Here is a 25,442-nt window from a genome sequence, read left to right as displayed (position 1 = left end):
ACTAATGGAAATCCCCCCAATGCTTTCCTGTTTCCACGCTCACCCTGAGGGGGATTGTTAGTTTTACTGCGTTTTCCATTTCCCGCTTTACCAATTCTGCGGTTTCTTTTGCTGCGTCCCTTGGGCACTCCAGTATGAGTTCATCATGCACCTGGAGGAGCAGCCGGGCCGGGCTTTTTGCCTTGGTCAGGGCCTTGTCCAGATTGAGCATGGCGGTTTTTACGATGTCCGCAGCAGAACCCTGTATGGGGGTATTCACCGCCACCCGCTCGGCAGCAGCCTTCTCGGTTTTGTTGCGCGAATTAATCGCAGCAATGGTACGCCTCCTCCCGAAAATGGTAGAGGCGTAGCCGGTCTCTTCTGTTTTTCTGACGAGTTCGTCAATAAAAGTGCGTATCCCTGAGTAAGTCTTAAAGTAGGCTTCGATAAAATTCGCAGCATCAGTGCGGCTTATGCTCAATTCGTTGGCAAGCCTGAAAGCGCTCATGCCGTACATGACCCCGAAGTTGATGGTTTTGGCAATGCGCCTCTGGTCGGGCGTAACATCCGTTTCCTTTTCTCCGAAAATGAGGGCCGCTGTGCGGGCGTGCACATCCTTTCCTTCGGTGAAAGCTTCAAGCAGGTTCTTGTCTCCCGAAAGATGGGCCAGCACCACAAGCTCTATCTGGCTATAGTCTGCCGAAACAAGCACGCAGCCGGGCTTGGCGATAAAGGCTTCCCGTATGCGCCGGCCTTCTTCTTCCCGTATGGGGATATTCTGCAGATTCGGTTCCCTGCTCGAAAGCCTCCCCGTGGCAGTGCCGGTCTGCACAAAGTTGGTGTGGAGCCGTCCCTCCCTGTCAGCCAGATCCGCCAGAGCGTCCACATAGGTTGATTTAAGTTTTGACAGAGTACGATGACGCAGAATGAGGGCCGGCACTTTGTCCTCGTGGGCAAGTTCCTCAAGAACCGCTACATCGGTAGAATAGCCTGTCTTGGTTTTCTTCCCCGGTTTGAGCTTGCGTTCTTCAAAGAGGACGACCTGAAGCTGTTTAGGCGATGAGATGTTGAATTCATGGCCCACGGTTTTATAAGTCTCGGCCTGGATTTTTTCCAGCTCTTCCCCAAGCTCCTTGCCGTAATCCCTTAACACTTTTGGTTCTATCTTGATGCCAATCCCTTCCATCTCGGCAAGTATGGGGAGCAGGGGCATTTCGAGCTTTGCAAAAAGATCCATGGAATTGGTTTTCTTTAGACGGGGTTCAAGATGCTGCATTACCCTGATGCAGAGATCTGCGTCTTCAGCCGAATAAGCGCAGGCGACGTCCAGAGCTACTGTATCAAAGGTACTGCCCTTGGCGACAATATCATTATACGCAGTAGTGGTAACACCAAAGAAAAAACCTGCCAGAGAATCGAGGGAATAATTATTGCGTTCAGGATCCATGATCCAGGCAGCCACCATGGTATCCCAAATTTTGCACTTCCACCTTTCAATGCCCCAGCCTCGGCTCACCTTGTAATCGTACTTCGCATTATGCGCAGCAATGGTCATTTCCGCATCCATCAAAATTGGAATGAGGAGGGCCTTCACTTTTTCGGGCTCAATGAACGGCGCAGTCCCTTCATGGGGGGCTACAGGCACATAGAAACCTTCCTTTGGTTTTATGGCAAGGGAAATGCCGATGGGTTTGGCATTCCATGCGTCAAGGGAATCGGTCTCAAAATCCAAAGCCAGAAGCCCTTGCTTCCTGGCCTTGGCTAAAAGCGCTTCAAGCTCTTTAAGATCGAGAATGGTTTTATAAACACCCTTGCCTTTAAGCGCCTCGTCAGCCGGTTCCCAGGGGGAATAAGCCCCGCCGTTTGCAGAAAAGCCCGCTTCAGCGCCAGTGTGCGCCTGTTCTGTCCCGGATGCCGCCCCTCCTGCCTGAGGCGCAGCTCCCTGGGCTTTCTTGTCCAGCATCTTTGCGACTGACGGGATGCCTTCCCTGAGCAGCACCTGGGCTCCCGCAGTGCGGTCAATGTTTTCTACGGAAAGTTCATCAATGCTTTTAATGCCAAGGGGAACTTCCTCAGCCAGTTTGATGAGGGACTTGGAAAAATAGGCGCTCTCCTTTCCTGCGGCGAGCTTCTTCCCCACCGCGCCCTCGATGCCAGCGATATTTTTATAAATTTCATCCAGCGAACCGTAACGGCTCATGAGCTTAACCGCAGTAACTTCGCCGACACCCTTGACCCCCGGCACATTGTCCGACGAATCCCCGGTGAGGGAGAGGAGATCCAGCACCTTATCGGGATTCACACCCCATTCAGCCTTAACCTCGGCAGCTCCCACAAGCTCCACCGAAAGGCCCGCCGCATTCCCGGACTCGGAATTCGACATCTTGGCCGGCCTGAGTTCCCAGGTTCCCTTGCCCACAAGCTGGAGCAGATCCTTGTCCGATGAAATGATGTAACAGTCCCGCCCTTCTTTTTGGCACTGTTTCGCCAGGGTGGCGATGATGTCATCAGCCTCGAAGCCGTCCATGGCCAGGGCCGGAACACCCATGGCCTTGAGCAGCTCTTCCACCAGGGGAACCTGCTCGTGCAAATCTTCCGGTGCCTTCTGCCTTGTGGCCTTGTACTCGCTGTACATCTTGTGGCGGAACGTGGGCGTCAGGGAATCGAAAACCGCAACGAGCCGCAGGGGCTTCTGCAGCTGCCCCTTTTCGGAGGGCGCCCCCTCATTCAAAAGGATCGCCACAGACCTGGCGAACCCGAAAAGGGCGGACACATTTTTCCCCGCAGGATTCCGCAAGGGCTTGCTCATAAAGGCAAAATAGGAACGGTATATAAGGCCGTAGGCGTCAATCAGGTAAAGGGGGGGCTTGGTTTGGCTCATAAAGGAAGTATAGCGGAAAAAGGGGGAATGAGGATATAATCTACCCTTATTTTGATGCAGATCGTGCTATTTCTATTTCCCCTCTTCCTTATCCTTCAAAGCCCTTACCAGTTTGACGGCAAGGCGCTGGCCCTTTGGGGAGAGCTTTTCTACAGTATCCATAAGTGAGCGGAGATGAGGGGGAAGGGGAGGGCGGCTTTTGCCCGTTTTGGGATCCCTGCCTGTAACCAGGTATTCAACGGTTACGCCCAGAACTTTGGCAATTTTAACCGCAGCTTCGGCGCTGGGGATAGAACCGTTTTCTCTCAAATAATTATCGATGGTTCGCTTGCTTAAGCCCGACCTGGCGGCCATTTCTTTAACCAGCATGCTATTGTTTGCCGAAATGTTTTGGGGCCGCGTAAAGCGGCTCATTGAAAAGAACGGGATGACTCAGAAAGAAGCCGCAAAAGCCTCCGGTTTGTCGTACAACACTATGCGCGGGTGGATGTACAAGGGCATAATCCCCATTGCTGTTGATGCCTACAAGATCGCTCAAGCTTTGGGTGTTACTGTCGAGTACCTTGTGGCGGGAAAAAATCCCCGGAAAAGCCAAGCTGATGATATCATTAAAAAAGCCTGTTCCCTGCTGCGTGAGGCTGAGGAAAAGCTGGGTAGTATCGTAACCTGAATTGCTGCTCACGCACCTAGGCAATCAATTTGTCTGCCCTATAGGGATTTTCCAACAGGCATTTTGCGGATAATCAATATCCCCTGCATCTTCCCTTTTGCCTTAACCAGCGGCGCAATCCTGCTGTATACTTCCCCTATGTTTGAAGCGAAAAAAGAAACAAACCCCGAAGCGAACCTCGCCCTCATGGTTGAGTCTGTCCGGGCAATACTGGAAGGGGAGACCGATCTTGTCGCGGGCCTTGCCAATGCGTCGGCGGCGCTGAAGTTTTACCTGAACGACATCAACTGGTCGGGCTTCTATCTCCTCAAAGGAAAGGATCTGGTTCTTGGCCCCTTCCAGGGACTGCCCGCCTGCGCTCGCATAGCAGAGGGTAAGGGGGTCTGTGGCAAGGCGGTAATGGACAAAAAGCCGGTGCTCGTGGAGGATGTTCATAAGTTCCCCGGCCACATTGCCTGCGATTCGGCCTCTGCCTCGGAGCTGGTGATTCCCCTTTTCAGAGGAGGGGAGATCTTTGGAGTGCTGGATCTGGACAGCCCCCGTCTTGCAAGGTTCACGGAACTTGAGGCGGAGTATCTTGAGCAAACAGGCAAAGTGATCGACGGTTTTTTGGACAGGGTGAATTTCAGCTGAATTTAAGTTTGTGCATCTGACTGCACAAACTTGTCATTTTTATCAGTTTTGTGCAGTTGGATGCATAAAGTGTTGACAGGAGGTCTTTTCTCCGCTATGATAGAGATATGGCAAACAAGGTCCCTTTAATTCAAAGGCGTGAGTATCTGGACGTTCTTATAGGCTTCAGGGATAAGAGGCTGATTAAGATTGTTACCGGCATACGGCGCTGCGGGAAGTCCACGCTCTTTGAACTGTATCAGGATTATCTTCGCAGGCATGGGGCCCGAGGGCAGATTATCGCCATCAATTTTGAGAACCCCGATTTTGAGGAACTGCGGGACTGGAAGAAGCTCTACAATCATATAAAAAAACGGCTCATCCCCGGAAAGATGAATTATGTGTTTCTGGATGAGATTCAAAGCGTTCCCGAGTACCAGAAGGCGGCAGACGGCCTTTATATAAAGAAAAATGTCGATCTCTACCTGACCGGTTCCAACGCGTATATGCTTTCGGGAGAAATCGCTACCCTGCTTTCGGGAAGGTATATTGAGGTACAGATGCTGCCCCTTTCATTTAAGGAATTTGTATCTGCTTCGGGCGGGAACGAATCCCTGCCACGGCTGTATAACCGTTACCTTACGGAGAGTTCTTTTCCCTATGCCCTTGAATTAAACGGAGACCGCAAAAGGATCAATGAATATCTTGAGGGTATTTATAATACTATCCTCAATAAAGACGTGATTGCCAGAAAAAAGGTCGCCGATCCCCTCATGCTTGAGAGCGTGCTGCGGTTTATGTTCTTCAATATCGGGAATCTTACTTCTACTACCAATATTGCAAATACCATGAAATCTCAGGGGAGGAGTATATCGGTACACACGGTAGAAAGTTATCTCGCCCTTCTCAGGGATAGTTACATTCTGTATCGTGTGGGGCGGTATGATATAAAGGGGAAACAGTATTTACAATCAGGCGATAAATACTACACAGCTGATATGGGTCTGCGTTATTTTCTCCTGGGGACAAAAAACGCCAACCTTGGAAGCATGTTGGAAAATATCATTTACCTTGAATTGATACGCCGGGGAAAGAGGATCTATGTGGGGAAGGCGGGCGTACAGGAGATCGATTTTATTACCGATATCCCCGGGGGCGGAACCGAGTATTATCAGGTTTCTCTTTCCGTGAGAAGCGCCGATGTGCTGGCTCGTGAACTTGAACCTTTTGGCAAGGCGAAGGATCATAATCCGAAATACCTTTTAACCCTTGACGATGATCCCGAAGTTTCCCACAATGGCATACGACAGCTTTATGCTCTTGATTGGCTGCTCGGGAAAGTTTAATTTATATCAACGGCTAACGCCGTTTAAATTGGAGATTATGAGATGACAGGAAAAGAACTCTTGGCCGGCCTTGATTCAACAAAGGCTGCTGAACTATTTACCAAACTTTACGGCAGCGCCGGAGTGGAAAGTGCCAAACAGCGCTATGCCTCTCTCATCGAAGGGATATTAAAGGATAAGCCTGACTGGTTCCCCAGGGCTGGGTTCCCCGAGGTCGGTGGGGAACTCAGGATCTTTACTGCGGCGGGGCGTACCGAGCTTGGGGGGAACCACACCGACCACAACCGCGGAAAGGTGCTGGCTGCTTCCATACAGCTGGATTCTGTTGCTATTGTCGCGCCCAGGAAGGACAAGAAGGTATTCTTCCGATCCACAGGTTACCCCGATGTGATCGTTGATTTAAGCGATCTTTCGTTGAATGAAAAAGAGAAGGGCACTACCGAGGCCCTGGTTCGTGGCATAGCGGCGGAATTAACAGCCAGGGGGACGCCGGTTGGGGGCTTCACGGTGAACGCCGCTTCTACGGTGCTGCCCGGTTCGGGCCTGTCGTCGAGCGCTTCGGTGGAGGTGCTCTTTGGGCGTATCTTTGACTGCCTTTACGCATCCGGGAAACGCACGGCTCTGGAGATTGCCCAAATTGGGCAGAAGGCTGAGAACAGCTATTTTGGCAAGCCCTGCGGTCTCATGGATCAGACTGCCTGCGCTTCCGGCGGGGCTGTGGCCATCGATTTTGGAGATCCGAAAAATCCCCTGGTACGGCAGATTGATTTTGACCTGGCTGCGGAGGGCTTTGCCCTCTGCGTAGTGGACACCCACGGGAACCATGCGGACCTGACTCCTGACTACGCTGCCATCCCTGGGGAGATGAAAGCTGTGGCTGCCCATTTTGGCAAGGCCGTACTGCGGGAAGTTGATGAGGAAACGGTGCTTGCCCATGCGTCGGAGATACGCAAGGCTGCAGGCGACAGGGCGCTTCTCAGGGCGCTTCATTTTTACAGCGAGAACCGCAAGGTGGACGCCATGCTTCAGGCTTTGGAAGGGATGAAGGCTGCCTCTGACGGAAACGCCAAAAAGTCGGCTCTTGAGACCTTCCTCAATCTGGTGAATAAATCCGGGGATTCCTCATGGGAATTACTGCAGAATGTCTATTCTCCCAAGAATCCCGGCGAGCAGGGAGTGAGCCTTGCCCTGGCCTTGACCAGGGATTTTCTCGAAAGAAGCTGCAAGGGAAGCGGGGCCTGCCGTGTCCATGGGGGCGGTTTTGCGGGAACCATACAGGTTTATCTGCCCCTGGACGCTCTGGAAGACTACCGCAGGCGTATTGAGACTTTCTTCGGCCCCAAGTCGGTAACGGTTTTGAGGATACGTCCTATTGGGGCCGCTGAACTTCTGTTTCTTTGAATGAACATACTTGCTAAAGCAAGTATGGCTTAATGAAGATCGCCGCCGCCGCCCCAGGTTTCAAGTTCGGCGATGTTGAGGTACACGGCTTCCGGTTTTATGCCCAGCTCATTCTGGAGGAGCTTGAAGACCTCCTGGGTGAACTTTTTCTTGAATTCCAGCTCGGATTTATTGTAGAGCCGCAAATCGATGAAAGCCCCGTCAACTTCTTTGCCGGCCTTGTAGATGGTGTGGCTGTCTGAAAAATCGACCATGAGGCCTTTTTCATCCTTGGTGGGGATAATGGCGATGAGGCGGCCCAGCTCGGCCTTGAGCTTCTCTTTTATGGCCGGGCTCAGCTTTTGGACAGTATTTACCGCGATATAGGGCATATTCACCTTCCTTAATATAGAATTCTTCTTATAGTATGCCCGGATTTTGCGGGGATGTCAAATCTACAAAAAGTTGAAGTATTTTGCGGAAATGCTTAAGTTCAAATTTAGGGCGCCGATAATTGAAACGGACGTCTATAAATGGGCCTAAGGCCCGGGCGGCTTAATTTTTGGCTTTAGGGGGCAAAATTTTGGCCTATACCAATGCGCTATCCGCTTACCGGGAAACCAGGGTTAAGACCGCAAGTCAGGGGCAGTTAATCATCATGCTCTATGACGAAGCGGTAAAACATCTGGACAGGGGGCTTGAACTCCTGGGTATGAATGAAGCGGCAAAGAAAGATCCCGGAAAGATCGAGCAGGTAAACAAATCGATTTTGAAAGCCCAGGAGATCATCACAGAGCTGATGGTGTCCCTGGATTTTGAGCAAGGGGGGGATATCGCCAAGAATCTCTTTTCCCTTTATACTTGGTTCAACCAGGAATTGCTTGAAGCCAATATCAAGCAGGATCTGCGCAGGATTACGGTGATCCGCAACATGCTCAGCGAGCTTCGGGGCGCCTGGAGCGAAATTGCTTCCAAAAACCCTGCTGAGGCGGCCGGCAAGGCTGTAAGCGGCATCAACATTGCGGGATAAGGGGTAAAAATGGCGGCAGCTTTGGCGCTTTCGCAAAAAGAGATAAGCCAGCGGGTGGCAGTGCTCAAACGTTTCAAAGAACTCCTCAAGGCCCAGCGTGACAGGTTTCAGGCATACCTTGATGTTCTGGATAAATCCCGTGAAGTCATCGAAGGCGGGACCGCGGAAGATCTGCTCCGCCATGTTGAACTCGAAGAAAAGATCGTCGCCGACATCTACTCCATCCAGAAGGTCATCGATCCCCTGGAAGCAATGTACCAGAGGCTGGAGGCGCCCAAATCCGCAAGCAGCGAGGATGTGCCCAGCCTCAGATCCGCCCTGGAGGGCCTTAAAACCGAAGCAATCTCCCGCTCGGGCCGCAACAAGGATCTCCTCTCCAAACGCATGGCGGAACTCCGTTCAGAAATAAAGTCTCTCCGTGCCAATCCTTATACGCAAAAAAGATCAGGCTTCACCAATCCGGTGACCACAAGCAGGGTGGATATTCGCGGGTAGGTACTTTACAGTAACGCTGCTAATTTTGTTTCTTCTCCCTGCGAGAGGGTTCCTGGCAATATCAGGGGATCGTCCGGTGTGGGGGGGAGGAGGAATCCGGCTTCGAGGAATTGTTTCCAGAGCGCTTCCCAGAAATTCATATCAATAGTATCGCCATAGCTCAGGTAAATGCCTTCGCGCTTCCAGGGATGCCTGGGGGTTTTGAGGGCTTTTTCTATTTTGGGGTATTTGGGGCTTCCCCGTTCAGGGGATGCCAGAAGGTTGTGGACAGCCCTGGTTGTCGCCGCAAGGATGGCGGGCGGGATGATATCGCCTTCCGGGAATTGCGGTTCCAGTTCTTTGTCCAAAACCAATGCCAGGGGTGCAAGAGGCCAGGGAAGTACGGGGAATATGAGGGGATATGCCGACAGTGTTTCTGTGTTTCCCATAAACGGGCGCCATGTGAAAAGGGGCGCAACATCTTGAGCCGCATGGCTTAAAGCGCGGTTAAGGGAAGATCCGTCAGCATAAGCGCGAAAACTGCGGTTCGGGAATAGCCGGGACAAAGCCTTTATAAAATGTTTTTCCTGGGGGTGGGGGAGGGGGGAGAAGAGTCCTCGTTCGGCTGAATTTTTTAATTCCCCTAATACCTTGGGAGGCTTATGCCCCAGGAGGGCTTTGCCCCCGTCCAGCCAGAGATCAACCAGCCTGGTTGAGGTTCCAGGATAGAGGTGATAATCCCTGGCGCGGAGCACCGGAGGAATTAAGCGCAATAGTGATGCATTGTTCATCTAGTCCTCGCTGATTTTGGTAAAGTGGCTGCTCTGGTGCAAACTCAGGAAACGGGTTTCGTGGCCTGTTTCAAAATGCACTTTTACTATCGGCCCGTCCTCGCCTTCTTTGATTTCTGCTACTGTGCCATAGCCTTGATCGTCGTGAAAGACCTTGTCCCCGATTTGCCAGCGACCGTCGGAGGATCGGGTGATTTTGCCCGCCTTGCCGGGACTGCCTGCGCTGTCTGTTCCAGAAGGGCGGGCAAAACCGTAGGGGGCTTTGCCTATTATCCGTAAACCTTCGCGGTCTATTTCCCTGAGGAAGGATGAGGGTTCCATGGGCATGGTTCTGCCGAACATGCGGCGCATTCCGCAGGAGCAAAAGTAGAGTTCGTCCATTGCCCGTGTTGCCCCCACATAGAAGAGACGCCTTTCTTCTTCAAGATCGTCGCCGTTCTTGTCGTCCCTGGGGAAGACCCCCTGCTCCACGCCGGTCATGATTACCCGTTTGAACTCAAGGCCCTTGGTATTGTGAAGGGTGATAAGGGTAACCATGTCCTCCCCTGCGCCTGCGGAATTTTCTTCCATAGAACGGTCGAGTTCAATGTGCTCAAGGAATTCCAGAAGGCCCCGCATGGTTGCGGGGTAGAGGCTCGCCGCATTTGCCAATTCCTGGAGGTTGTTGAGGCGCTGGTTGCCGGCTATCTCATCGTGGGTAAGGTGATGCTCGGCTATGCCGGATTCTTCGGCCAGGCGGACTACGCAGACCGAGAGGCCCTCGCCGGCCTGGAGGCCTTCGCCTTTGAGGGTGGGACGTTTCTTCGTCGTGCCTGGTATATCCGCAGATGGAGCGGCAACAGTACCGGTTTCATCATCGTCGGCATCCGGGGAGAAATTGCTGTCGGTCTCTTTTAAGGCTTTGCGTCCTGCATCTATGGCTTTAAGAAAAACCGCTACACCGGATCTGGCTTTGGCGCTCAGATCCGGGCTAATGCGGCGGGAGGCTGCCGCAAGGTCGCCGGGGCTTGATAAGCCGTCCAGTTCATCGATTATGCTGATGCCCGCTTCTTCAGTGATTTTGTCTATGGCGGAAGGCCCGACTCCTCTGCTGGGCTTGTTCACAACCCGGCGGAAGGCTACTTCGTCCCTGGGGTTTACAAGGAAGCTTAAAAGGGCAAGGGCGTCTTTGATTTCTTCCCGCTCGTAGAATTTGAGGGACCCTACAACCCGGTAGGGAATACGCCTGCGGAGGAATTCAGTTTCGAACCCCAGGGACTGGGCATTGGTTCTGTAAAGTATGGCCCAGTCAGAATAGCGGCAATTTTCGATTGATTCAGTTTTAGCAGTTTTACGTTTAGTTTCGCTTTCTTTGACAGTATTACTGTCAGATCCTTTAACAGCTTTGCTGATAAGTTCAGCACAGAAGCTTGCCTCTTCGTCCTGGTCAGGAAGAAAAGCCAGGACCGGCTTTTTCCCCGGACCCCGTTCTGAACGGAGTTCCTTTCCCAGGCGGCCTTCGTTGTGGTTCACCACCGAAGCTGCAGCGTGGAGTATGGGGGCAGTGGAGCGGTAATTGCGCTCAAGCCTGATTATGTCCGTGCCGGGGAAGCGGTCGGGAAATTCCAGTATATTGCGCACCTCGGCCCCCCGGAAACGGTAGATGGATTGATCGTCATCGCCTACTACGCAGATATAAGTTCCTGTGCCTGAGAGTTCCTTGAGGAGTTCGAACTGGGCTATGTTGGCATCCTGGTATTCGTCTACCATGATCACCTTAAAGCGATCCCGGAAGCGGGAAGCTACCTCGGGGTTCTGCCGCAGTATCTCTACAGGTTTCTTGATGAGATCGCCAAAGTCCACATTGCCGATTTTAGCAAGCCGTTCTTCATACCTGGCATAAGTTGTGCGGAAAAGCTTACGGTGATCGATGAGGTCAAGCTCAGGATCATCGGGGGATAAAAAATAATCCTTTGATCGGGCAATGCCGTGGGCCATGATCTTGACTTCTGCCCTGGGGGCGCCTTCCATTATCGTGGAGAGAAGCGAAACCATGTCGTCGTCGTCATAGATCACAAAACCCGGGGGGAGGGCCGCGAGACTGCCGTTTCTCCGCAGGAACCATGCGCCGAATGAATGGAAGGTTCTGAGCATGGCGTCTCCGGCCCTGGGCTCTATGGCTCTGGCCCGGTCTGCCATTTCGCGGGCTGCTTTGTTGGTGAAGGTTACAGCCAGAATGGAGCGGGGATCGAGGCCTTTCTCCCTGATGAGGTAGGCGATTTTGGTGGTGATGACCCTGGTCTTTCCGGAACCTGCTCCGGCGAGTATGAGAAGGGAATGGGTTTCCGAATTCCCTGTATGGAGGACTGCTTCACGCTGTTCAGGGTTGAGGATTTCCAGGTATTGGGGGAGCGGGGCCTTCACCATGGTTACATATTAGCCAATCCTGCGTTTTGGTGATAGTATCTTTTCCATGGAAAGCCGCGATCTTAAAGTGATACATAACGCCAAAGTTTACGAGGGGAGGGGGAAATTCAGCCAAGCCCTCCGCATCGAGGGGGGGAGGATAGCCGGAATCGGCGGGAATGCCGAGATCCTTGAATCTGTCCCGGCTGGCACCGAAAAGATCGACGCCGAAGGATGCCTGGTGATCCCTGCCTTCAATGACAGTCATCTCCATTTGCTTTGGCTTGGCCGGAGGGAAGGCATGATCGAAGCAGCAGGTGCTTTGTCCATTGAAGAAGTGCTGGAACGGGGCCGGGATCTCATTGTCCGCCTTAAACCCGAGCCGGGCGCTTATGTGCAGGGGGCAGGGGTGAACCCGGATCTTTTTACCGGTGAAAAGCGGGATCTTACCCGGTACGACCTGGATAAAATTTCAAGAGTGCATCCTGTCATTATAAGCCGCCATTGCGGGCATACGGTGTATTGCAATTCATTGGCCCTTAAAATGGCGGGCCTCGATGAGTCCGCGCCTCATGTAGAGGGCGGGACTTTTGAGAAGGATGCCAATGGCAGACCCACAGGTGTGCTGAGGGAAAACGCCAATGCTCTGGTGCGCAAGCCTGTTCCGGCCTTGGAGAAAGACGAAATCCGGGATAAGCTCCGGCTGGCGATGAAGAAAGCCCTCTCCGTGGGGATTGCCAGTGTGGGAAGCTGCGATGTGAATGGCCCTGACTTTGACGAAATCTCCAACATCTACCGTGAGATTTACAGCGGGGCCGGGCCCCGTGTCAGGGTAACCATGCAGTGCGGGATTTCCAATAGTGATGATATCCTTGCGGGCTACATTGATCGCAGGCTTTCCACAGGCAAGGTCCTGTATGAAACTCCCGAGTCCGGGGCTCTCCTGAAAATGGGGCCGGTGAAACTTTTTCTTGACGGTACCCTTGGGGGGCAAACTGCCTGGATGAGGCAGCCCTACAACGATAAGCCCGAGACTTCGGGCTTCGCGGTAATTGAAGATGCCCTGTTCAGGGGCTTTGTAAGAAAAGCCTCCGAAGGCAATATGCAAATTGCCGTCCACGCCATTGGCGATGCCGCATTAAACGCGGTAGTGTCAGCCTTTGAGGGCGTTACTTCACCGGGGAACAACCCCCTGCGACACGGGGTTGTCCATTGCCAGGTCAGCAGGCGGGAAGACCTGGAACGCATGGCGCGCAACAATATCCTTGCCCTGGTGCAGCCTATTTTCCTTGCCGATGATATGCATATCCTTGAAAGCCGGGTTGGCCTTGAGCTTGCTTCGACTTCTTATGCTTGGGGTTCCATGGAGAAGCTTGGAATACCTGTGAGTTACGGTACTGATGCGCCGGTAAGCGATCTCAACCCCCTGCTTGGCATAAGCTGGGCAGTGAACCGCTGCGATCCTTTAAACGGATTGCCCCGCGATGGCTTTTATGCTGCAGAAAAAGTGGACGTGAGCACTGCTGTAGACGCCTATACTTCGGGTTCAGCGTATTCTGCTTTTAGTGAAAATTATCTTGGGTATATTAAACCGGGCTATTTTGCAGATCTCGCTTTTATTGACAAAGATATTTTTGCTATTCCCCCTGACATGATACACAAGGCAAGAGTGATAAGAACCATGCTTGCGGGAGAGACGGTTTGGGAGATTTAAAAACCTCGAAGGACACGAAGGGGAAGAGGAATAATTACGGGATTTCTTTGCGTACTTTGTGTCTGTCGTGGTTATTGATTATTTTACCTTAAGTTCCAGATCTATCCCCGCCCTTGCAAAGACGCGCCCCTTCACAAAGGTTCCCGGTACAAGCTCCTTGTCTGAAGACAGAACCGTCGAGCCGTCCACGTCGGGCGCCTGGCAGGGGAGGCGGCCCAGGTAAAGCCTGTCTTCGCCTTCGACCTTTTCTTCAACCAGGCAGGTAAATTCCCTGCCCACAAAACGATCCATTTGCTTTTCGCTTATGGGGATTTGATTTTCTTCGATACTGCTTTTACGCATGGTCGCTGTCTTTTTTGCTACACGGTTTTTCATATTATAAGCGGGGGTATCTTCTTCCCGGGAATAGGCAAAACAGCCAACCCAGTCGAGTTTTGCCAGCTCCTGGAATTTTAGGAGTTCCGCGAAATCTTCTTCGGTTTCACCGGGAAAGCCTGTCATAAAAGTTGAGCGTATTACTGCGTCCTGAAGGCGCATACGTATGGTTTTAATGAGGCTGAGGTAGACCTTTGTGTTTCCATGGCGGTTCATGTTTTTTAGCATCTTTTCTGAACCATGCTGAAAGGGAATATCAAAATAGGGAAGAAAACGTTCATCTTTTTCCATAAGATCGAGAAGCGGAAGGGGGAAATTATCGGGGTGTATATAAAGCAGCCTTACCCAGAATTCGCCCTTTAGTTTTGACAGTTTCTCCAGCAAAAGGGGAAGCTGGGACTTCTTTTCAGGACCATCTTTCTGTAAATCCAGGCCGTAAGAACCCAGATCCTGGCCTATGAGGCAGAGCTCCTTAATGCCCCTTTTAAGGAGGGCTTTGCATTCTTCCAGTATATCGGGAATTGTGCGGCTTTTGAGGCCGCCGCGAATCAGGGGGATAGCACAAAAGGTGCAACAGTTATTGCAGCCCTCGCTGATTTTCACATAGGCCGAGCCCGGCAGCGAGAGGAGGGGCCTTGCCCCGGTCAGGCTCCCCGCTGCGGAAAGGCCCTCTGCCTTGGAGCCGGAAGCCGCAGGGTTGTTGATTCGTGGCTTTTTGCCCAATGCCTTTGCCGCAGCTTTGACAATTTCCGCAAGGTCGGTGTTGCCGAAGAGCAGATCCGCTTCGGGGAGGGCTTCGCCAAGTTCTTTGCTGTAACGCTGGGCAAGGCAGCCCGCGAGGAGAATCTTTTTTTCGGGGTAGAGCCTGCGCCAGCCAAGCACGGCATTGATGGATTCCTGTTTGGCGCTTTCGATAAAGCCGCAGGAATTTACTATGATGATGTCCGCATCGTCCGCATCGGGGGCCGATTCCCAGCCCGAAGCATTGAGGGATGCCATCATATTTTCGGCATCAACCTGGTTTTTAACACAGCCAAAAGGATCCAAGTAGTAACGCATTTAATTATTAAATCTATTCAAGGCGGACTAGAACCAGGCGGTAAAGATTGTCTTCGTTCTTTACCCAGCGGACATCGGCTACTACAACTTCGCCAGCGCCGCCTAATTCAAGAGGGACCGTTTTGCCGCCGCCTATGACCTGGAGTTTGGCTGCCTGGGCATTGGAAACCCCCAAGCGTATGCCAGTGTTCTGGGCCTGGATATTGAGTTGATCAGAACGCTGGAAATACTGCTCGTTTCTGCCCTGTCTGTCCTTTTCATTGAGTATCTCCCAGCGGAAAAGGCAGTAGCCCTGAAACGTCAGTTGGAGGGTAAAGGGATAGGCCGAAGGGGATGTAAAGCTGTCTGAAACTGTCTGGGAATTAGGCGCAGCCGTGTTAAGGGCTTCCTGGCCCAGGCTGGCGCCGGCGGCGTTTGCAGCTGCCCCGGTAGATTGAAACGGATTCTGCAGTTCAAAACGGAGCAGGGCGCCGGGTGCAGGATCGTTCTTCACAAAGTCCGCCGCAGTGATCCTCAACCCTGCTGCGCCATCATTGTTTAAATTCACAGTTACTTCCTGGCCAAGATCCAGACGCACAGGCCCGGCAGGAGTACCAATAGTAATAGTATCTCCCAGGCTTGCAAGTTCAAGCTTATAGGTGTTGCCCCCCAAAGGGACAAAGATAGTATCGCCCCGGTAAAAACGGCGCTCCAGGGAATCGGTGTTCATGGTGTATTCAGAGGCAGGACGTATAGCCGCAGTCTCAGTTGCTTCCTTTTTGGGCATGCGGGACACGATAAGGTAGCCTCCGCCTGCAAGGCCCAGCACCGCTATCGCTATAACGGCAATTTTAATGAGCCTCCCCCAGGGGAAGGGATCTTTGAGGAGCTGTTCAACAGGCACAGGCTGTTCCTGGATTTTTAGGGAACGGTAAAGGGAGAGGAGTTCATCAACATTGAGTTCGAGGTATGCGCCGTAGTTTTTCAAGAAGCCCAGCAGGTAAGGTTCTCCGGGGAAGACTTCGAAATTCTCTTTTTCCAGGGCGTCAAGATAGCGGGTGCTTATATTGGTTTCGCGGCTTACATAATCGAAGGTATAGCCTTTGGCTTCGCGGGCGGTCTTAAGTTTATTCCCCAGGGATTCCACGGTGTTCTCCTTGACCTATTCGGTATCGCGGAAAAGGAAGTTGTTATACACATTGGCGGAAGCCGGGGAGTCGTAGATGAAGCGGCCCTCGGGTATCCCCAAATTAGTCCGTATGTTTGAAAAATCAAAACGCACCAGGACGTCTGCGATGGTCCGTCCTTCAATGCGCCTTATCAAAAGGTTCACAGGATCGATGCTGAGAATGATCTCCCTGAAGCCTTCAGAAACATTGCGCCTCACCAGCCTCAGCTTAACCGCCATATCCTGGGAACCTTCGTCCAGGGGTACGGGCTCAGGGCCGATTACAAAGGAGGGAACATAGTTGCGCCTGAGCAGGGAAAGCCCCTGGGCGGACGCCATGCCTGCCCCGGTGGCAGCAGAAGTGGAAGTCTTGTGGGAGGAAATTTCCTGGTTCAGCACCGCCCGGTATTCGGGCAGATACACCGTGAGAAGCTCGCCGTTATAGGCAATCACCTGATCCGCAGGGCGGGTAAAGTCAATGCGCATGAAGGAAGGGTTGAGGAAATTCAGGTTTCCCTGCATTTCTGTCGTGCCTGACCTGATGGCGATATGGGCTTCATAGTCCTTTACACCGGCATAATGCTCGGAAACCCGTTCAAGATACCGTTCCGCGGTAACAATTTCCTGGGAATCGACATAAAAACCTAAAAAAAACAGAAAAAATATCAAAGAGAGCTTTCGTTTCACAAAAAACTTCATCATTATACTGCAAGATTACTATTTAAAGCAGGAATATGACAAGAGGCTTGCAAAGCCCCAATGAAAGTATGTTCTCTAATTCTATATGCCTCTGGCAGATACGTCAGCCTTGTTATATACTAAATCCATGAATAATTTTAAACCACTCGCAGAAGATCGTATTGCCCATTACAACTGCTGTAAGGTGGGGCAAAAATTTTCCATTGACGGGAACCTTGATAAGCCCGCCTGGAAAGGCGCGGAGAAATCCCGCCGTTTTGTGGATCTCGTTACCGGGGAGCAGGCCTTCCTCAATACCCAAATGGCTGCCCTTTGGGATGATGAAGCCCTCTACGTTGCCTACTGGGTTGAGGAACCGGCAGTCAGGGCTTCCTTTACCGAGAGGGATTCGCTCGTCTGGTTCGACAATGATGTAGAAACTTTTTTTGCAGGCGAAGACTGTTACTACGAATTCGAGATCAACGCTTATGGCACGGTTTACGAAGTTTTCTTTATCTACCAGGATGCCCTCAAAAAGGGGAGTCGTTTTGATGTTCCTCAATTTGATCTTCATTCAAGGGATGTGGATGTACTGAGCGGCTTTCAGGATCCAACCCGTTTCAGGAAACACCCCCGGGGCAGGCGCTGGGCCTTTATGGATTTTGATTTCCCCGGTCTTAAAAGCGCTGTGAAAGTGGATGGCAAAATCAACGATCCTTCCCATGTGGATAAGGGCTGGACTGTTGAACTGGCCTTTCCCTGGGAGGGTTTTAAAATTTTAAATCCGGGTAAAAATTTCCCACCAAAAGAGGGCGACACCTTGCGGGGCCAGTTCTTCCGTTTCGAAGCCCTCCACTACCATGGTAAAACCATCACCGAAAGCGTGGGCTGGGCCCTGAACGAACATGGGGTCTACGATTCACATATACCCGAGAATTTTGCATACCTGCACTTTAGCGAAAAGCAGTAAAAGTACTATATCATTCAGTTTTTCTTTACTTTTGCTGCGTATTCCTTAAAGAGTTTTACAAAAATTTTATAGTTCTCTACGGAAACATCAGGCGGAGTTTGATGGTCTACGGAAAGCATGACCTTGCCTTTTTGGCAGCTTGGGATGATGCGCTCAAATTCTTTGGCCATGGCTTCTTCACCCAATTTCATGCACATTTTATCAAAATGGCCGAGGAAGGTCATTTGAGGCTGTTTTTCTATGTAAAGGGCCACATCCACACCGGCCTGACGTTCCAGGGGGAACATGCCGTCTGCCCCGGCCCCCGCATACCAGTCTACAGCCAGGGTAATGTCTCCGTCGCTGTCAATGAAGGCTGGGATATCCATCTTTTTAAGAAAGGGGATGACTTCTTTATAGAAGGGAATGAGAAATTCGTCGAAGGTTTCTTTGCTCAGCATGGGGCCGTGGTTATAGCTCATGTCCTCGGCAAAACTCATAAAGTCGAATTTAAAAGTGTTCCCGATATATTCAAAAACTTTTTTTAGCCACCGGACATAATCGCTGCACATTTCCTTGAGGAGATCTGGTTCATCATAAAAACTGTAGAGGTGGGGTTCTATGCCGAAAAGTTCCCTGGGATACCAGAAAAAACCCTCTACTGTAAACCAATGTATGGTATTTCCCTCTTCCCTGGTGGATTTAAGCCAGTCAATGTATTCTTTGGTATAGTAGGTTGACGGATCGTAAAACAGGGTCTTTTTGATTTTTTGATAGTCCTCTGCTGTACGCATGATCCCCGCGCCGTGGGAAGGCGCCTGGGGCGTGTCTTTGGTGCGCACCCCAAAGTAAGTCTGCACGCAGGCGTCCAGCCCAAACCAGAGCTGTATATCCCGAACCGAAGCAAGGTTTTGGGGCAGGCCTTCCTGCCTCCAGCGTTTTATGGTGAGATCCCACCAGGGCGCCCATTCCACTACCGGCAGTCTGTCTATGCTCTTGCCTTTGATAAGGTTCCTCGCCCGTTCGCCGGCATTCATTGTGTCTTGGTTCATAAGAATAAGAATATACCTCATTGTTTTGATCTTTTACAACAAAATAAACTCTGGTATCATAAAAAAATGAGAAAAGCCTGTTTTCTCTTCCTGATTTTGATTCTTCTTTCCTTGCCCCGGGCCTTTGCAGGGGGTAAAGCCGAGAGGAAACAGACAAGCACGGCAGAGGAAACCGACATAGGAATGCCAGAGTATACCCAGCATGAGGCGCCTATTCCGGTGCAGCTCCCTGCCGAACAGACCCCGGAGCAGCCCGAGGTTTCAAGGGCCGAACAGGTGATGAGGGCCTTGTCGGAGGCTTACCCGGACCGCACGGGGCCTGCGGAATTCCGCGACAGCGACTGGGCCATCCAGGTGTATGGGGAATGGTTCTACTATGCCGACGGGAGGCTCCTCCCCGAAAGCCTCAGGGCCAAAGCCGCCGACTATGATCCCCAGCCTTTTTACAATTACGCGGCCGAACTCCCTCCCTGGACGCCTCCCAGCATTGAGGAGTCCGAGCGTATGAAAAACATGATGGCAAGCCGCCGCCAGCACCCTGCCAAGCGTTCCCAGCATTTTTACGATGCCCTTTGGCGGGCCCATAACCAGGGCGAATCGTGGGAAAGGGTAAAACAGATACGTTTTCTCGGTCTTACCGTGATGGTTCATTATTCAATAATTGAAGAATTAAGCCTTGTGGAAGAATTCATACTCAATGAAGCAAAAACCAATGCTGCGGTAAAGCAGTGGATTGACGGGCTAAAAAGCATAGACGGTTGGAGCTGGCGGAATATCGCCGCCACTGCCAGCCGGAGCTATCATTCCTATGGGGCTGCTATAGACTTGCTGCCCAAGTCCTGGGGGGGCCTCGAAACCTATTGGCAGTGGGCAGCCGAAAAAAATCCCGAATGGTGGGCAGTCCCCTATACCCGCCGCTTCCATCCTCCCATGGAAGTTGTAAAAGCCTTCGAAGCCCTCGGCTTTCTCTGGGGCGGCAAGTGGATGACCTACGACACCATGCATTTTGAATACCGTCCCGAAATTCTCCTTCTCAGCAATGTACCCCAGGCAGATCTGCATTTAATCAATTCGCAATCCTTAAAATAGCAATAAAAGCGCAATAAACTATCTAAAGGCGGATAATTTCCGCCTATGGCTATTTGTGAGAAAACTCATTATCTCTAATACTATAGGTATCTGAAGTATGGGGAAGGCTATAAATTTCCATGAAGGAAGAAAAAAACAGCATAGATATCCGGCGCCTGTTCTCGAAGAACTTAAGACGCCTTAGATCTGCGGCTAATATCTCACAGCTGACACTAGCCACCGAAGCAGGTTTGACCCACAATTTCATCAATGATATTGAAAATGGCAAAAAGTGGGTTTCCGCAGAAACCATTTCGAAACTGGCTTTGGTCCTGAAAGCTGAACCTTACCAGTTCTTCCTTTCTGAATCCTGGTGGAACGAATCAGGGCCCGAAATTTTCTCCCTCTATCTGGCTGATATTACCGATTCATTCCAGAGGATGGTTGCTGAATACCGTCAGCGTTATCTTGGGGAAGATCCGCTAAAAAAGGCTCATTAGTTTTAATCACCCTTGACCAATTCCTTGAATTCCTTCTCGTCCAAAGTCTCTTTTTCCAGGAGCAGCGCTGCCACTTTTTCGAGAAGGGGCCGGTTCTGCTCAAGCTTGATTTTTACCGCCCCATATTGTTTTTCTACATTGTGGGCGATTTCTTCATCAATATACTGCTGGGTTGCTTCGGAATACTCCCTCTGGAATGAAGGCTCCTGAATCGGGTTTCCCATCATGCCCGTGCCCCGCTGGGTAAGGGCAACGTTTTTAAAACGCGAGGACATGCCGTATTCGGTGATCATTTTCCGGGCAATGTCCGTTGCCCTGGTAAGATCGTTGGCAGCGCCGGTGGAAATCTCGCCGAAAATAAGTTCCTCCGCAGCGCGGCCTCCCAGAAGCACGTCTATCTTTCCCAGGAGTTCCGCCTCGGTCATGAGGTAGCGATCCTCTACGGGCATCTGGAGGGTATAACCAAGGGCGCCGAAGCCCCGGGGCACTATGGAAATTTTTTGCACCGGATCGGAATTCGGGGTAAAAGCCGCGATAAGGGCGTGGCCTGTTTCGTGATAGGCCACAATGCGCCGCTCTTCGGGCTTGATTACCCTGGTTTTTTTCTGGAGGCCCGCCACGGTTTTTTCGATGGCTTCCCCAAAGTCTGCCTGCATCACGACCTGGCGGCCTGCGCGCACCGCGAGGAGGGCCGCTTCGTTCACGATGTTCGCCAGGTCCGCGCCGACAAAGCCGCTTGTGCCCCGGGCAACGGATGCAAGATCCACCTCAGGCGACAGCTTTACGGTCTTTGAATGTATGCGGAGTATGGCTTCCCGCCCAATGAGGTCGGGCCTGTCCACAAGGACTTGGCGGTCGAAGCGGCCGGGCCTGAGCAGGGCAGGGTCGAGCACGTCGGGCCTGTTGGTGGCCGCCAGTATGATGAGGCCTGCAGTGGCGTCAAAGCCGTCCATTTCCACCAGGAGCTGGTTCAGGGTCTGTTCCCGCTCGTCATTGCCCCCGGCTATGTTGTTGATGCGGCTCTTGCCTATGGCGTCAAGCTCGTCTATGAAGATGATGCAGCGGCCCTTTTCCCGGGCCTGCTTGAAGAGATCCCTTACCCTGGCCGCGCCTACGCCCACGAACATTTCCACGAATTCAGCGCCCGAGATGCGGAAGAATGAAACCCCCGCCTCTCCCGCAACTGCCCTTGCCAAAAGGGTCTTGCCTGTTCCCGGAGGGCCTACCAGAAGGACGCCCTTGGGTATCTTGCCGCCTATGTCGGTGTACTTTTTGGGGGCTTTGAGGAAATCCACCACCTCCACAAGCTCTTCCTTGGCCTCGTCAACGCCTGCCACATCAATGAAGCGGGTTTTGACATCCCCTTCCGCTACGATGATCGCCTTGTTCTGGCCCACCGAGAGCACATTGCCCCCCATATTGCCTATGCGCTTCATGAGGAAACGCCAAATAAATATGAAGAAAGCAATGGGCAGCACCCATGAGAAGATGATATTGAGAACCGTGCTCCCCTCCCGGGAGACGGCGTAGTATGCCACGTTCTTTTCGTCCATGAGCTTGATAAGGTCAGGATCGTTGATGGGGACAGTACGGTAGACGGCTTCCGGCACCGGGGTATAGGGGGTGCGGAACATGGGGCTCTGGTTCGTCTCTTTTCTCGCCAGGGAGCTATAGCCAGTGAAGTAGGAATCGGTTATTTCTACCCGCTTGATCTCCCCGGTGGTGATTTTGGCCTTGAATTCAGAGAAATCTATGGTAGGGTTAACCCTATTGAGGAACACAAAATTGAAGAGGCTCAGTCCAATAATGAGGATGACCACATATATAATGGAAAACTTCCAGCCTCCAAAGGGTTTAAAGTCCGGAAGCTTGGGACCTCCTCCTCCCCCAAAGGGGAATTGAGGTCCGGTGTTTTTTTGCTTGGGCTTATCTTCCTGAGGGTCCTCGGACCCGTATTCAGCCATTATCACTCCTTGAAACTTCCTAAAGGTTCCCATATACTAATATCTACTTTTTATGGCCCTTTATCAACATACCTTGAGCCAATGTTAAATTTTTATTTATACACAGGAGGTTTTCGTGATTGAGGTTACGAACCTGGTTAGGCGTTATGGCCCCCATACGGCAGTGGACCACGCGAGTTTTAAGATCGAGAAAGGCGAGATCGTAGGCTTCCTTGGGCCCAACGGGGCCGGGAAATCAACCACCATGAACATACTCACTGGGTATCTTTCGTCCACCGAAGGCGCAGTCAAGGTGGACGGGATGGATATTCTGGAGTATCCCACCGAAATAAAGAAGAAAATCGGCTATTTGCCCGAAAACCCCCCTCTTTACCCGGACATGACAGTAAAAGAATACCTTTCCTTCGCGGGGGACATCAAAAAAATCCCGGCAAAAGAGAAAAAGGGCCGCATGGACAGGGTGATGGGGATTACGGGAATTTCCGATGTTTCGGGCCGCCTCATAAAGAACCTGTCCAAGGGCTACAAGCAGCGGGTGGGCCTGGCCCAGGCCATGATAGGCGACCCTGAGGTGCTGATCCTGGACGAACCCACGGCGGGCCTCGATCCCAAGCAGATCCTCGAAATCAGGGATCTCATAATTGAATTGGGGAAGGATCACACCATCATCCTTTCTTCCCACATACTTCCCGAGGTGAGCGCTGTGTGCAAGCGGGTGCTCATCATCAACAGGGGCGCCATTGTGGCGGACGATACCCCCGAAAACCTGGCAAAACGCATACTCGGCGGGAGCCACATACTCCTCCGCCTCGATGGCAGCCAGGATGCTGTCTCAAGCGCCCTGGGGACAATCCCCCAGATACGGAATTTGGAATGGAAAGAATCCCAGGAGAGCGGGACCTGCGAGGTCGTCGCTGAAGCCGGTGAAGAAGCCGACATAAGGCGGGACATCTTCCATGCTTTGAGCACAGCCAATATACCCATACTTTTGATGCGGTCCCAGGATTTAAGCCTCGAAGAGATATTCCTCAATCTTACCACCAGGGAGGCGAAAGAATGATCTCCATTTTTAAACGCGAAGTAAAAGCTTATTTTGTAACCCCCATAGGCTTTATTTATATGGGCCTTTTTCTGCTGATAACCGGCCTCTTTTTTGCCTTTGGCAATATCTTTTCCCAGAGTTCCCAGTTTTCAAGCTTCCTGGGGAATCTGCTTTTTATCTACCTTTTTGCGATCCCTCTTTTAACCATGAGGCTTTTTTCCGAAGAAAAACGTCAGAAGACGGATCAGCTGCTCCTCACGAGCCCTGTCTCCATTCCTGAAATCGTGTTAGGGAAATTCCTCGCAGCCCTGGTCCTCTATGCCATGACCATGGCAGTAACTCTGCTCTACGCGGTGGTGATCGCAATCTTTGGCGATCTGCAGACTGCCGAGGTTATTGGAAGCTATATCGGCTTTCTTTTCCTGGGGGCAGGGTATATTTCCATAGGCGTGCTCATTTCCGCTTCTACGGAGAATCAGCTTACCGCGGCGCTGGTAACATTCTTCGCATTGTTAGTAATACTGCTAATCGACTCTATCGCGCAGATGGTTCCTGCGGATCTCAAGGCAGGTCTTATTTCTGCGGGAGTACTGGCTGCCCTCGCGGCGTCTTTCATCTTTTTGAATACCCGGAACTGGTTTATTACCCTGGCATCGGTCATAGTATTCGGCCTGGCCATAGGGGGCTTCTGGTTCTTTAAGCGCGCTGTGTATACCGGGTTCCTCCAGAAATTTTTGGGGTGGTTCTCCCTTAACAGGCGCTATCAGAATTTTACCATGGGGCTTTTGAAAATCGATTCCCTCATTTATTACATTACCTTCTGCGGACTTTTCCTTTTCCTGACAGTAAGGCTCATTGAAAAGCGCCGGTGGAACTAGGGGGATATAATGAAAGAAATTAAAGGTTTTAAATACCTGCGGGATTCTTTCCGCACCAAACAGGTTAAGTACGGGGGTTATGCGGCCCTCATCACATTGGCAGTAATAGCCGGGCTCATTCTGGTTAACCTCATCATAGCCCAGTTTACCCCCCAGATTGATCTTACCTACAGCAAGCTTTTCTCCCTTTCAGAGCAGTCTATCCAGGTTTTGGACAAGGTAAATTCCCCGGTGAACATTTATGGCCTCTGGCGGCCCGGCGAGGACAATTCCGAAGTTACCGAGGTGGTGGATCTCTACATTGGGCGAAATAAAAACATTCACTTCCAGGTGATGGACCCCGACAAGAACCCCGGCTTCCTGGTGAAGTACGACAAGGACAAGCAGGGTATTGCCCGGGGCAGTGTCATTGTGGAAGGCGCCAAGGGCTTCAGGGTCATCCCGCCCCAGGATATGTACGATGTCAGCACCAATAACCAGACCGGCCGCCAATCCATTACCGGCGTAGCCGTGGAAAGGCGCTTTACCTCGGCCCTTCTTTTTGCCGGGACCGGCGAAACTCCTGTGCTTTATGAAATCACCGGCCATGAGGAAAGGGCCCTTTCCCAGCTTGGCATGAAGGAAACTGTGGAGCGGGAAAATTTCTCCCTCAAGTCCATTAACCTCGTCCAGTCCAGCATACCGCCTGACGCTTCAGGGCTCATCCTCAATGCACCCAGGGCAGATATTTCCCGGGGCGAAGCCGACAAGATTCTTGCCTTCCTTGAAAACGGCGGAAGGCTTTTAATACTGGCAGATTACAGGATAAGGGAGCTTCCCATCCTGAACGAAACCCTCTCAAGCTATGGGCTTCGCCTTGACTATGGGGTGGTGCAGGAAAATGATACCGCCCATACAGCAGGCGCGCCATATGTCATGATCCCCGAAATGGCCGAGCATGATATTACCAAGCCCCTGTCGCAAAGATCTTCGCTTATAGTGCTGCCCTTCCCCATGGGCATTTCCGAGCTTCCTGCCAAAAGGCGTTCTGTGGGCTTAAGCCCCCTCCTCTCGTCTTCCCAGAATTCCTGGCTCAGGACTGATCTTGAAGAGACCGCAAATATCAGGGTGGGTTCGGACATAAAGGGGCCCATAACCATCGCCATGACTGTTATGGATCCCCAGTACATACAGGGGAATGAAAAGCAGGCCCGCATTGTAGTTATTGCTGCGGCCTCCCTCCTGGAACCTATCAGCTCCTATCAGCAGATCCCCGGCAATCTGGATTTCTTTATGAACAGTCTTACATGGCTTGAAGACAGGCCCGAGGCGCTCGCAGTACGATCCAAGAGCCTCTACCTCCTGCCCCTGCGCCTCAATGGCCTTCAGATGATAATTTTTAGCGTAGTGTTTGTGCTACTTATCCCTCTGGCTTTCTTCATAACCGGGCTTGTCACCTGGCTGAAGCGTCGCCACCTTTAGGCGGAAC

At 51.8% G+C, this 25,442-nt stretch carries 23 protein-coding genes; 13 read left to right on the top strand and 10 right to left on the bottom strand.

Features of this window, described 5'->3' with window-relative positions; translation table 11 throughout:
• Nucleotide 1 precedes the first annotated feature (1 nt).
• Both polA and TREAZ_RS15320 read right to left on the bottom strand, forming a co-directional pair.
• Nucleotides 2-2,860, bottom strand: a complete 2,859-nt coding sequence (polA, locus tag TREAZ_RS15325) for a DNA polymerase I (protein WP_015712808.1) — start codon at nt 2,858-2,860, stop codon at nt 2-4.
• A 72-nt stretch (nt 2,861-2,932) separates the two neighbouring features.
• On the bottom strand, nt 2,933-3,229 hold the full coding sequence (locus TREAZ_RS15320) for a helix-turn-helix domain-containing protein (RefSeq protein ID WP_015712807.1): 297 nt from the start codon (nt 3,227-3,229) through the stop codon (nt 2,933-2,935).
• 16 nt (nt 3,230-3,245) lie between these two features.
• Here TREAZ_RS15320 and TREAZ_RS15315 point away from each other — a divergent pair, with 16 nt between their 5' ends.
• The 4 genes from TREAZ_RS15315 to TREAZ_RS15300 all read left to right on the top strand — a co-directional run bounded on the left by TREAZ_RS15315 (nt 3,246) and on the right by TREAZ_RS15300 (nt 6,889).
• Entirely contained in the window at nt 3,246-3,530 is a 285-nt protein-coding gene (locus TREAZ_RS15315) for a helix-turn-helix domain-containing protein (protein WP_245535048.1), read from the top strand.
• A 138-nt stretch (nt 3,531-3,668) separates the two neighbouring features.
• The gene (locus tag TREAZ_RS15310) at nt 3,669-4,163 is read left to right on the top strand and encodes a GAF domain-containing protein (RefSeq protein ID WP_043923566.1); all 495 of its coding nucleotides are present in this window, start codon (nt 3,669-3,671) and stop codon (nt 4,161-4,163) included.
• 107 nt (nt 4,164-4,270) lie between these two features.
• Nucleotides 4,271-5,488 (top strand): ATP-binding protein, encoded by a 1,218-nt coding sequence (locus TREAZ_RS15305; RefSeq protein ID WP_015712804.1) that lies wholly within the window; start codon nt 4,271-4,273, stop codon nt 5,486-5,488.
• A gap of 42 nt (nt 5,489-5,530) precedes the next feature.
• The gene (locus tag TREAZ_RS15300; RefSeq protein WP_015712803.1) at nt 5,531-6,889 is read left to right on the top strand and encodes a galactokinase; all 1,359 of its coding nucleotides are present in this window, start codon (nt 5,531-5,533) and stop codon (nt 6,887-6,889) included.
• 29 nt (nt 6,890-6,918) lie between these two features.
• On the opposite strand, the gene TREAZ_RS15295 is transcribed toward TREAZ_RS15300, so the two are convergent.
• A complete protein-coding gene (locus tag TREAZ_RS15295; RefSeq protein ID WP_015712802.1) occupies nt 6,919-7,260 on the bottom strand; it encodes a tautomerase family protein in 342 nt (113 codons plus the stop codon).
• 191 nt (nt 7,261-7,451) lie between these two features.
• On the opposite strand from TREAZ_RS15295, the gene fliS reads away from it, so the two are divergent.
• Nucleotides 7,452-7,898, top strand: coding sequence for a flagellar export chaperone FliS (fliS, locus tag TREAZ_RS15290; protein WP_015712801.1), 447 nt, complete (start codon nt 7,452-7,454; stop codon nt 7,896-7,898).
• 9 nt (nt 7,899-7,907) lie between these two features.
• Nucleotides 7,908-8,393 carry a hypothetical protein gene (locus TREAZ_RS15285; RefSeq protein ID WP_015712800.1) on the top strand — a complete coding sequence of 162 codons (486 nt, stop codon included), beginning with the start codon at nt 7,908-7,910 and terminating at the stop codon, nt 8,391-8,393.
• A gap of 5 nt (nt 8,394-8,398) precedes the next feature.
• Here TREAZ_RS15285 and TREAZ_RS15280 read toward each other — a convergent pair whose 3' ends face one another.
• Together TREAZ_RS15280 and TREAZ_RS15275 are read right to left on the bottom strand one after the other, a co-directional pair.
• Nucleotides 8,399-9,163: a hypothetical protein gene (locus TREAZ_RS15280; RefSeq protein ID WP_015712799.1), complete on the bottom strand. Its 765-nt coding sequence runs from the start codon at nt 9,161-9,163 to the stop codon at nt 8,399-8,401.
• Nucleotides 9,164-11,569: an ATP-dependent helicase gene (locus TREAZ_RS15275; RefSeq protein WP_015712798.1), complete on the bottom strand. Its 2,406-nt coding sequence runs from the start codon at nt 11,567-11,569 to the stop codon at nt 9,164-9,166. It abuts the gene before it with no gap.
• A 46-nt stretch (nt 11,570-11,615) separates the two neighbouring features.
• Here TREAZ_RS15275 and TREAZ_RS15270 point away from each other — a divergent pair, with 46 nt between their 5' ends.
• Nucleotides 11,616-13,262, top strand: coding sequence for an amidohydrolase (locus TREAZ_RS15270; protein ID WP_015712797.1), 1,647 nt, complete (start codon nt 11,616-11,618; stop codon nt 13,260-13,262).
• Nucleotides 13,263-13,340: 78 nt separating this feature from the next.
• Here the strand turns inward: TREAZ_RS15270 and rimO are convergent, their stop codons facing one another.
• Genes rimO through TREAZ_RS15255 form a run of 3 tightly spaced genes read right to left on the bottom strand, consistent with a single transcriptional unit; the run spans nt 13,341 to nt 16,530 of the window.
• Nucleotides 13,341-14,696 carry a 30S ribosomal protein S12 methylthiotransferase RimO gene (rimO, locus tag TREAZ_RS15265; protein WP_043923147.1) on the bottom strand — a complete coding sequence of 452 codons (1,356 nt, stop codon included), beginning with the start codon at nt 14,694-14,696 and terminating at the stop codon, nt 13,341-13,343.
• Between the two features lie 13 nt (nt 14,697-14,709).
• Nucleotides 14,710-15,822: a helix-turn-helix domain-containing protein gene (locus TREAZ_RS15260; RefSeq protein WP_015712795.1), complete on the bottom strand. Its 1,113-nt coding sequence runs from the start codon at nt 15,820-15,822 to the stop codon at nt 14,710-14,712.
• A 15-nt stretch (nt 15,823-15,837) separates the two neighbouring features.
• Nucleotides 15,838-16,530 (bottom strand): LolA family protein, encoded by a 693-nt coding sequence (locus TREAZ_RS15255; RefSeq protein WP_245535047.1) that lies wholly within the window; start codon nt 16,528-16,530, stop codon nt 15,838-15,840.
• A gap of 139 nt (nt 16,531-16,669) precedes the next feature.
• Here TREAZ_RS15255 and TREAZ_RS15250 point away from each other — a divergent pair, with 139 nt between their 5' ends.
• Nucleotides 16,670-17,491 (top strand): carbohydrate-binding family 9-like protein, encoded by an 822-nt coding sequence (locus tag TREAZ_RS15250; protein ID WP_043923145.1) that lies wholly within the window; start codon nt 16,670-16,672, stop codon nt 17,489-17,491.
• A 14-nt stretch (nt 17,492-17,505) separates the two neighbouring features.
• Here the strand turns inward: TREAZ_RS15250 and TREAZ_RS15245 are convergent, their stop codons facing one another.
• A complete protein-coding gene (locus tag TREAZ_RS15245; protein WP_169312643.1) occupies nt 17,506-18,522 on the bottom strand; it encodes a uroporphyrinogen decarboxylase family protein in 1,017 nt (338 codons plus the stop codon).
• Nucleotides 18,523-18,588: 66 nt separating this feature from the next.
• Between TREAZ_RS15245 and TREAZ_RS15240 the strand changes: the two genes are divergently transcribed.
• Nucleotides 18,589-19,611: a M15 family metallopeptidase gene (locus tag TREAZ_RS15240; RefSeq protein ID WP_245535046.1), complete on the top strand. Its 1,023-nt coding sequence runs from the start codon at nt 18,589-18,591 to the stop codon at nt 19,609-19,611.
• A gap of 119 nt (nt 19,612-19,730) precedes the next feature.
• Nucleotides 19,731-20,090, top strand: coding sequence for a helix-turn-helix domain-containing protein (locus tag TREAZ_RS15235; protein ID WP_043923144.1), 360 nt, complete (start codon nt 19,731-19,733; stop codon nt 20,088-20,090).
• Nucleotides 20,091-20,092: 2 nt separating this feature from the next.
• On the opposite strand, the gene ftsH is transcribed toward TREAZ_RS15235, so the two are convergent.
• On the bottom strand, nt 20,093-22,054 hold the full coding sequence (gene ftsH / locus TREAZ_RS15230; protein WP_015712788.1) for an ATP-dependent zinc metalloprotease FtsH: 1,962 nt from the start codon (nt 22,052-22,054) through the stop codon (nt 20,093-20,095).
• A gap of 115 nt (nt 22,055-22,169) precedes the next feature.
• On the opposite strand from ftsH, the gene TREAZ_RS15225 reads away from it, so the two are divergent.
• The 3 genes from TREAZ_RS15225 to TREAZ_RS15215 are packed head-to-tail and all read left to right on the top strand — an operon-like array spanning nt 22,170 to nt 25,435.
• Entirely contained in the window at nt 22,170-23,114 is a 945-nt protein-coding gene (locus TREAZ_RS15225; RefSeq protein ID WP_015712786.1) for an ABC transporter ATP-binding protein, read from the top strand.
• The gene (locus TREAZ_RS15220; RefSeq protein WP_015712785.1) at nt 23,111-23,974 is read left to right on the top strand and encodes an ABC transporter permease; all 864 of its coding nucleotides are present in this window, start codon (nt 23,111-23,113) and stop codon (nt 23,972-23,974) included. Before TREAZ_RS15225 ends, TREAZ_RS15220 begins: the two co-directional genes overlap by 4 nt.
• A 9-nt stretch (nt 23,975-23,983) precedes the next feature.
• Complete coding sequence (locus TREAZ_RS15215) at nt 23,984-25,435, top strand: GldG family protein (RefSeq protein WP_015712784.1); 1,452 nt, start codon at nt 23,984-23,986, stop codon at nt 25,433-25,435.
• Nucleotides 25,436-25,442: the final 7 nt, after the last annotated feature.

Source organism: Leadbettera azotonutricia ZAS-9 (assembly GCF_000214355.1).
GTDB lineage: Bacteria > Spirochaetota > Spirochaetia > Treponematales > Breznakiellaceae > Leadbettera > Leadbettera azotonutricia.
The sequence above is the reverse complement of the archived record's forward strand: the minus strand, read 5'-3'. Positions and strand labels throughout refer to the sequence as shown.

Coding starts and splice junctions, on each gene's coding strand:
- TREAZ_RS15215 (WP_015712784.1), top strand. CDS start 23,984: ATGAAAGAAATTAAAGGTTTTAAATACCTGCGGGATTCTTTCCGCACC.
- TREAZ_RS15275 (WP_015712798.1), bottom strand. CDS start 11,569: ATGGTGAAGGCCCCGCTCCCCCAATACCTGGAAATCCTCAACCCTGAA.
- TREAZ_RS15285 (WP_015712800.1), top strand. CDS start 7,908: ATGGCGGCAGCTTTGGCGCTTTCGCAAAAAGAGATAAGCCAGCGGGTG.
- polA (WP_015712808.1), bottom strand. CDS start 2,860: ATGAGCCAAACCAAGCCCCCCCTTTACCTGATTGACGCCTACGGCCTT.
- TREAZ_RS15295 (WP_015712802.1), bottom strand. CDS start 7,260: ATGCCCTATATCGCGGTAAATACTGTCCAAAAGCTGAGCCCGGCCATA.
- TREAZ_RS15270 (WP_015712797.1), top strand. CDS start 11,616: ATGGAAAGCCGCGATCTTAAAGTGATACATAACGCCAAAGTTTACGAG.
- TREAZ_RS15300 (WP_015712803.1), top strand. CDS start 5,531: ATGACAGGAAAAGAACTCTTGGCCGGCCTTGATTCAACAAAGGCTGCT.
- TREAZ_RS15220 (WP_015712785.1), top strand. CDS start 23,111: ATGATCTCCATTTTTAAACGCGAAGTAAAAGCTTATTTTGTAACCCCC.
- TREAZ_RS15280 (WP_015712799.1), bottom strand. CDS start 9,163: ATGAACAATGCATCACTATTGCGCTTAATTCCTCCGGTGCTCCGCGCC.
- TREAZ_RS15235 (WP_043923144.1), top strand. CDS start 19,731: ATGAAGGAAGAAAAAAACAGCATAGATATCCGGCGCCTGTTCTCGAAG.
- TREAZ_RS15320 (WP_015712807.1), bottom strand. CDS start 3,229: ATGCTGGTTAAAGAAATGGCCGCCAGGTCGGGCTTAAGCAAGCGAACC.
- TREAZ_RS15305 (WP_015712804.1), top strand. CDS start 4,271: ATGGCAAACAAGGTCCCTTTAATTCAAAGGCGTGAGTATCTGGACGTT.
- rimO (WP_043923147.1), bottom strand. CDS start 14,696: ATGCGTTACTACTTGGATCCTTTTGGCTGTGTTAAAAACCAGGTTGAT.
- TREAZ_RS15245 (WP_169312643.1), bottom strand. CDS start 18,522: ATGAACCAAGACACAATGAATGCCGGCGAACGGGCGAGGAACCTTATC.
- TREAZ_RS15315 (WP_245535048.1), top strand. CDS start 3,246: ATGTTTTGGGGCCGCGTAAAGCGGCTCATTGAAAAGAACGGGATGACT.
- TREAZ_RS15240 (WP_245535046.1), top strand. CDS start 18,589: ATGAGAAAAGCCTGTTTTCTCTTCCTGATTTTGATTCTTCTTTCCTTG.
- ftsH (WP_015712788.1), bottom strand. CDS start 22,054: ATGGCTGAATACGGGTCCGAGGACCCTCAGGAAGATAAGCCCAAGCAA.
- TREAZ_RS15250 (WP_043923145.1), top strand. CDS start 16,670: ATGAATAATTTTAAACCACTCGCAGAAGATCGTATTGCCCATTACAAC.
- TREAZ_RS15310 (WP_043923566.1), top strand. CDS start 3,669: ATGTTTGAAGCGAAAAAAGAAACAAACCCCGAAGCGAACCTCGCCCTC.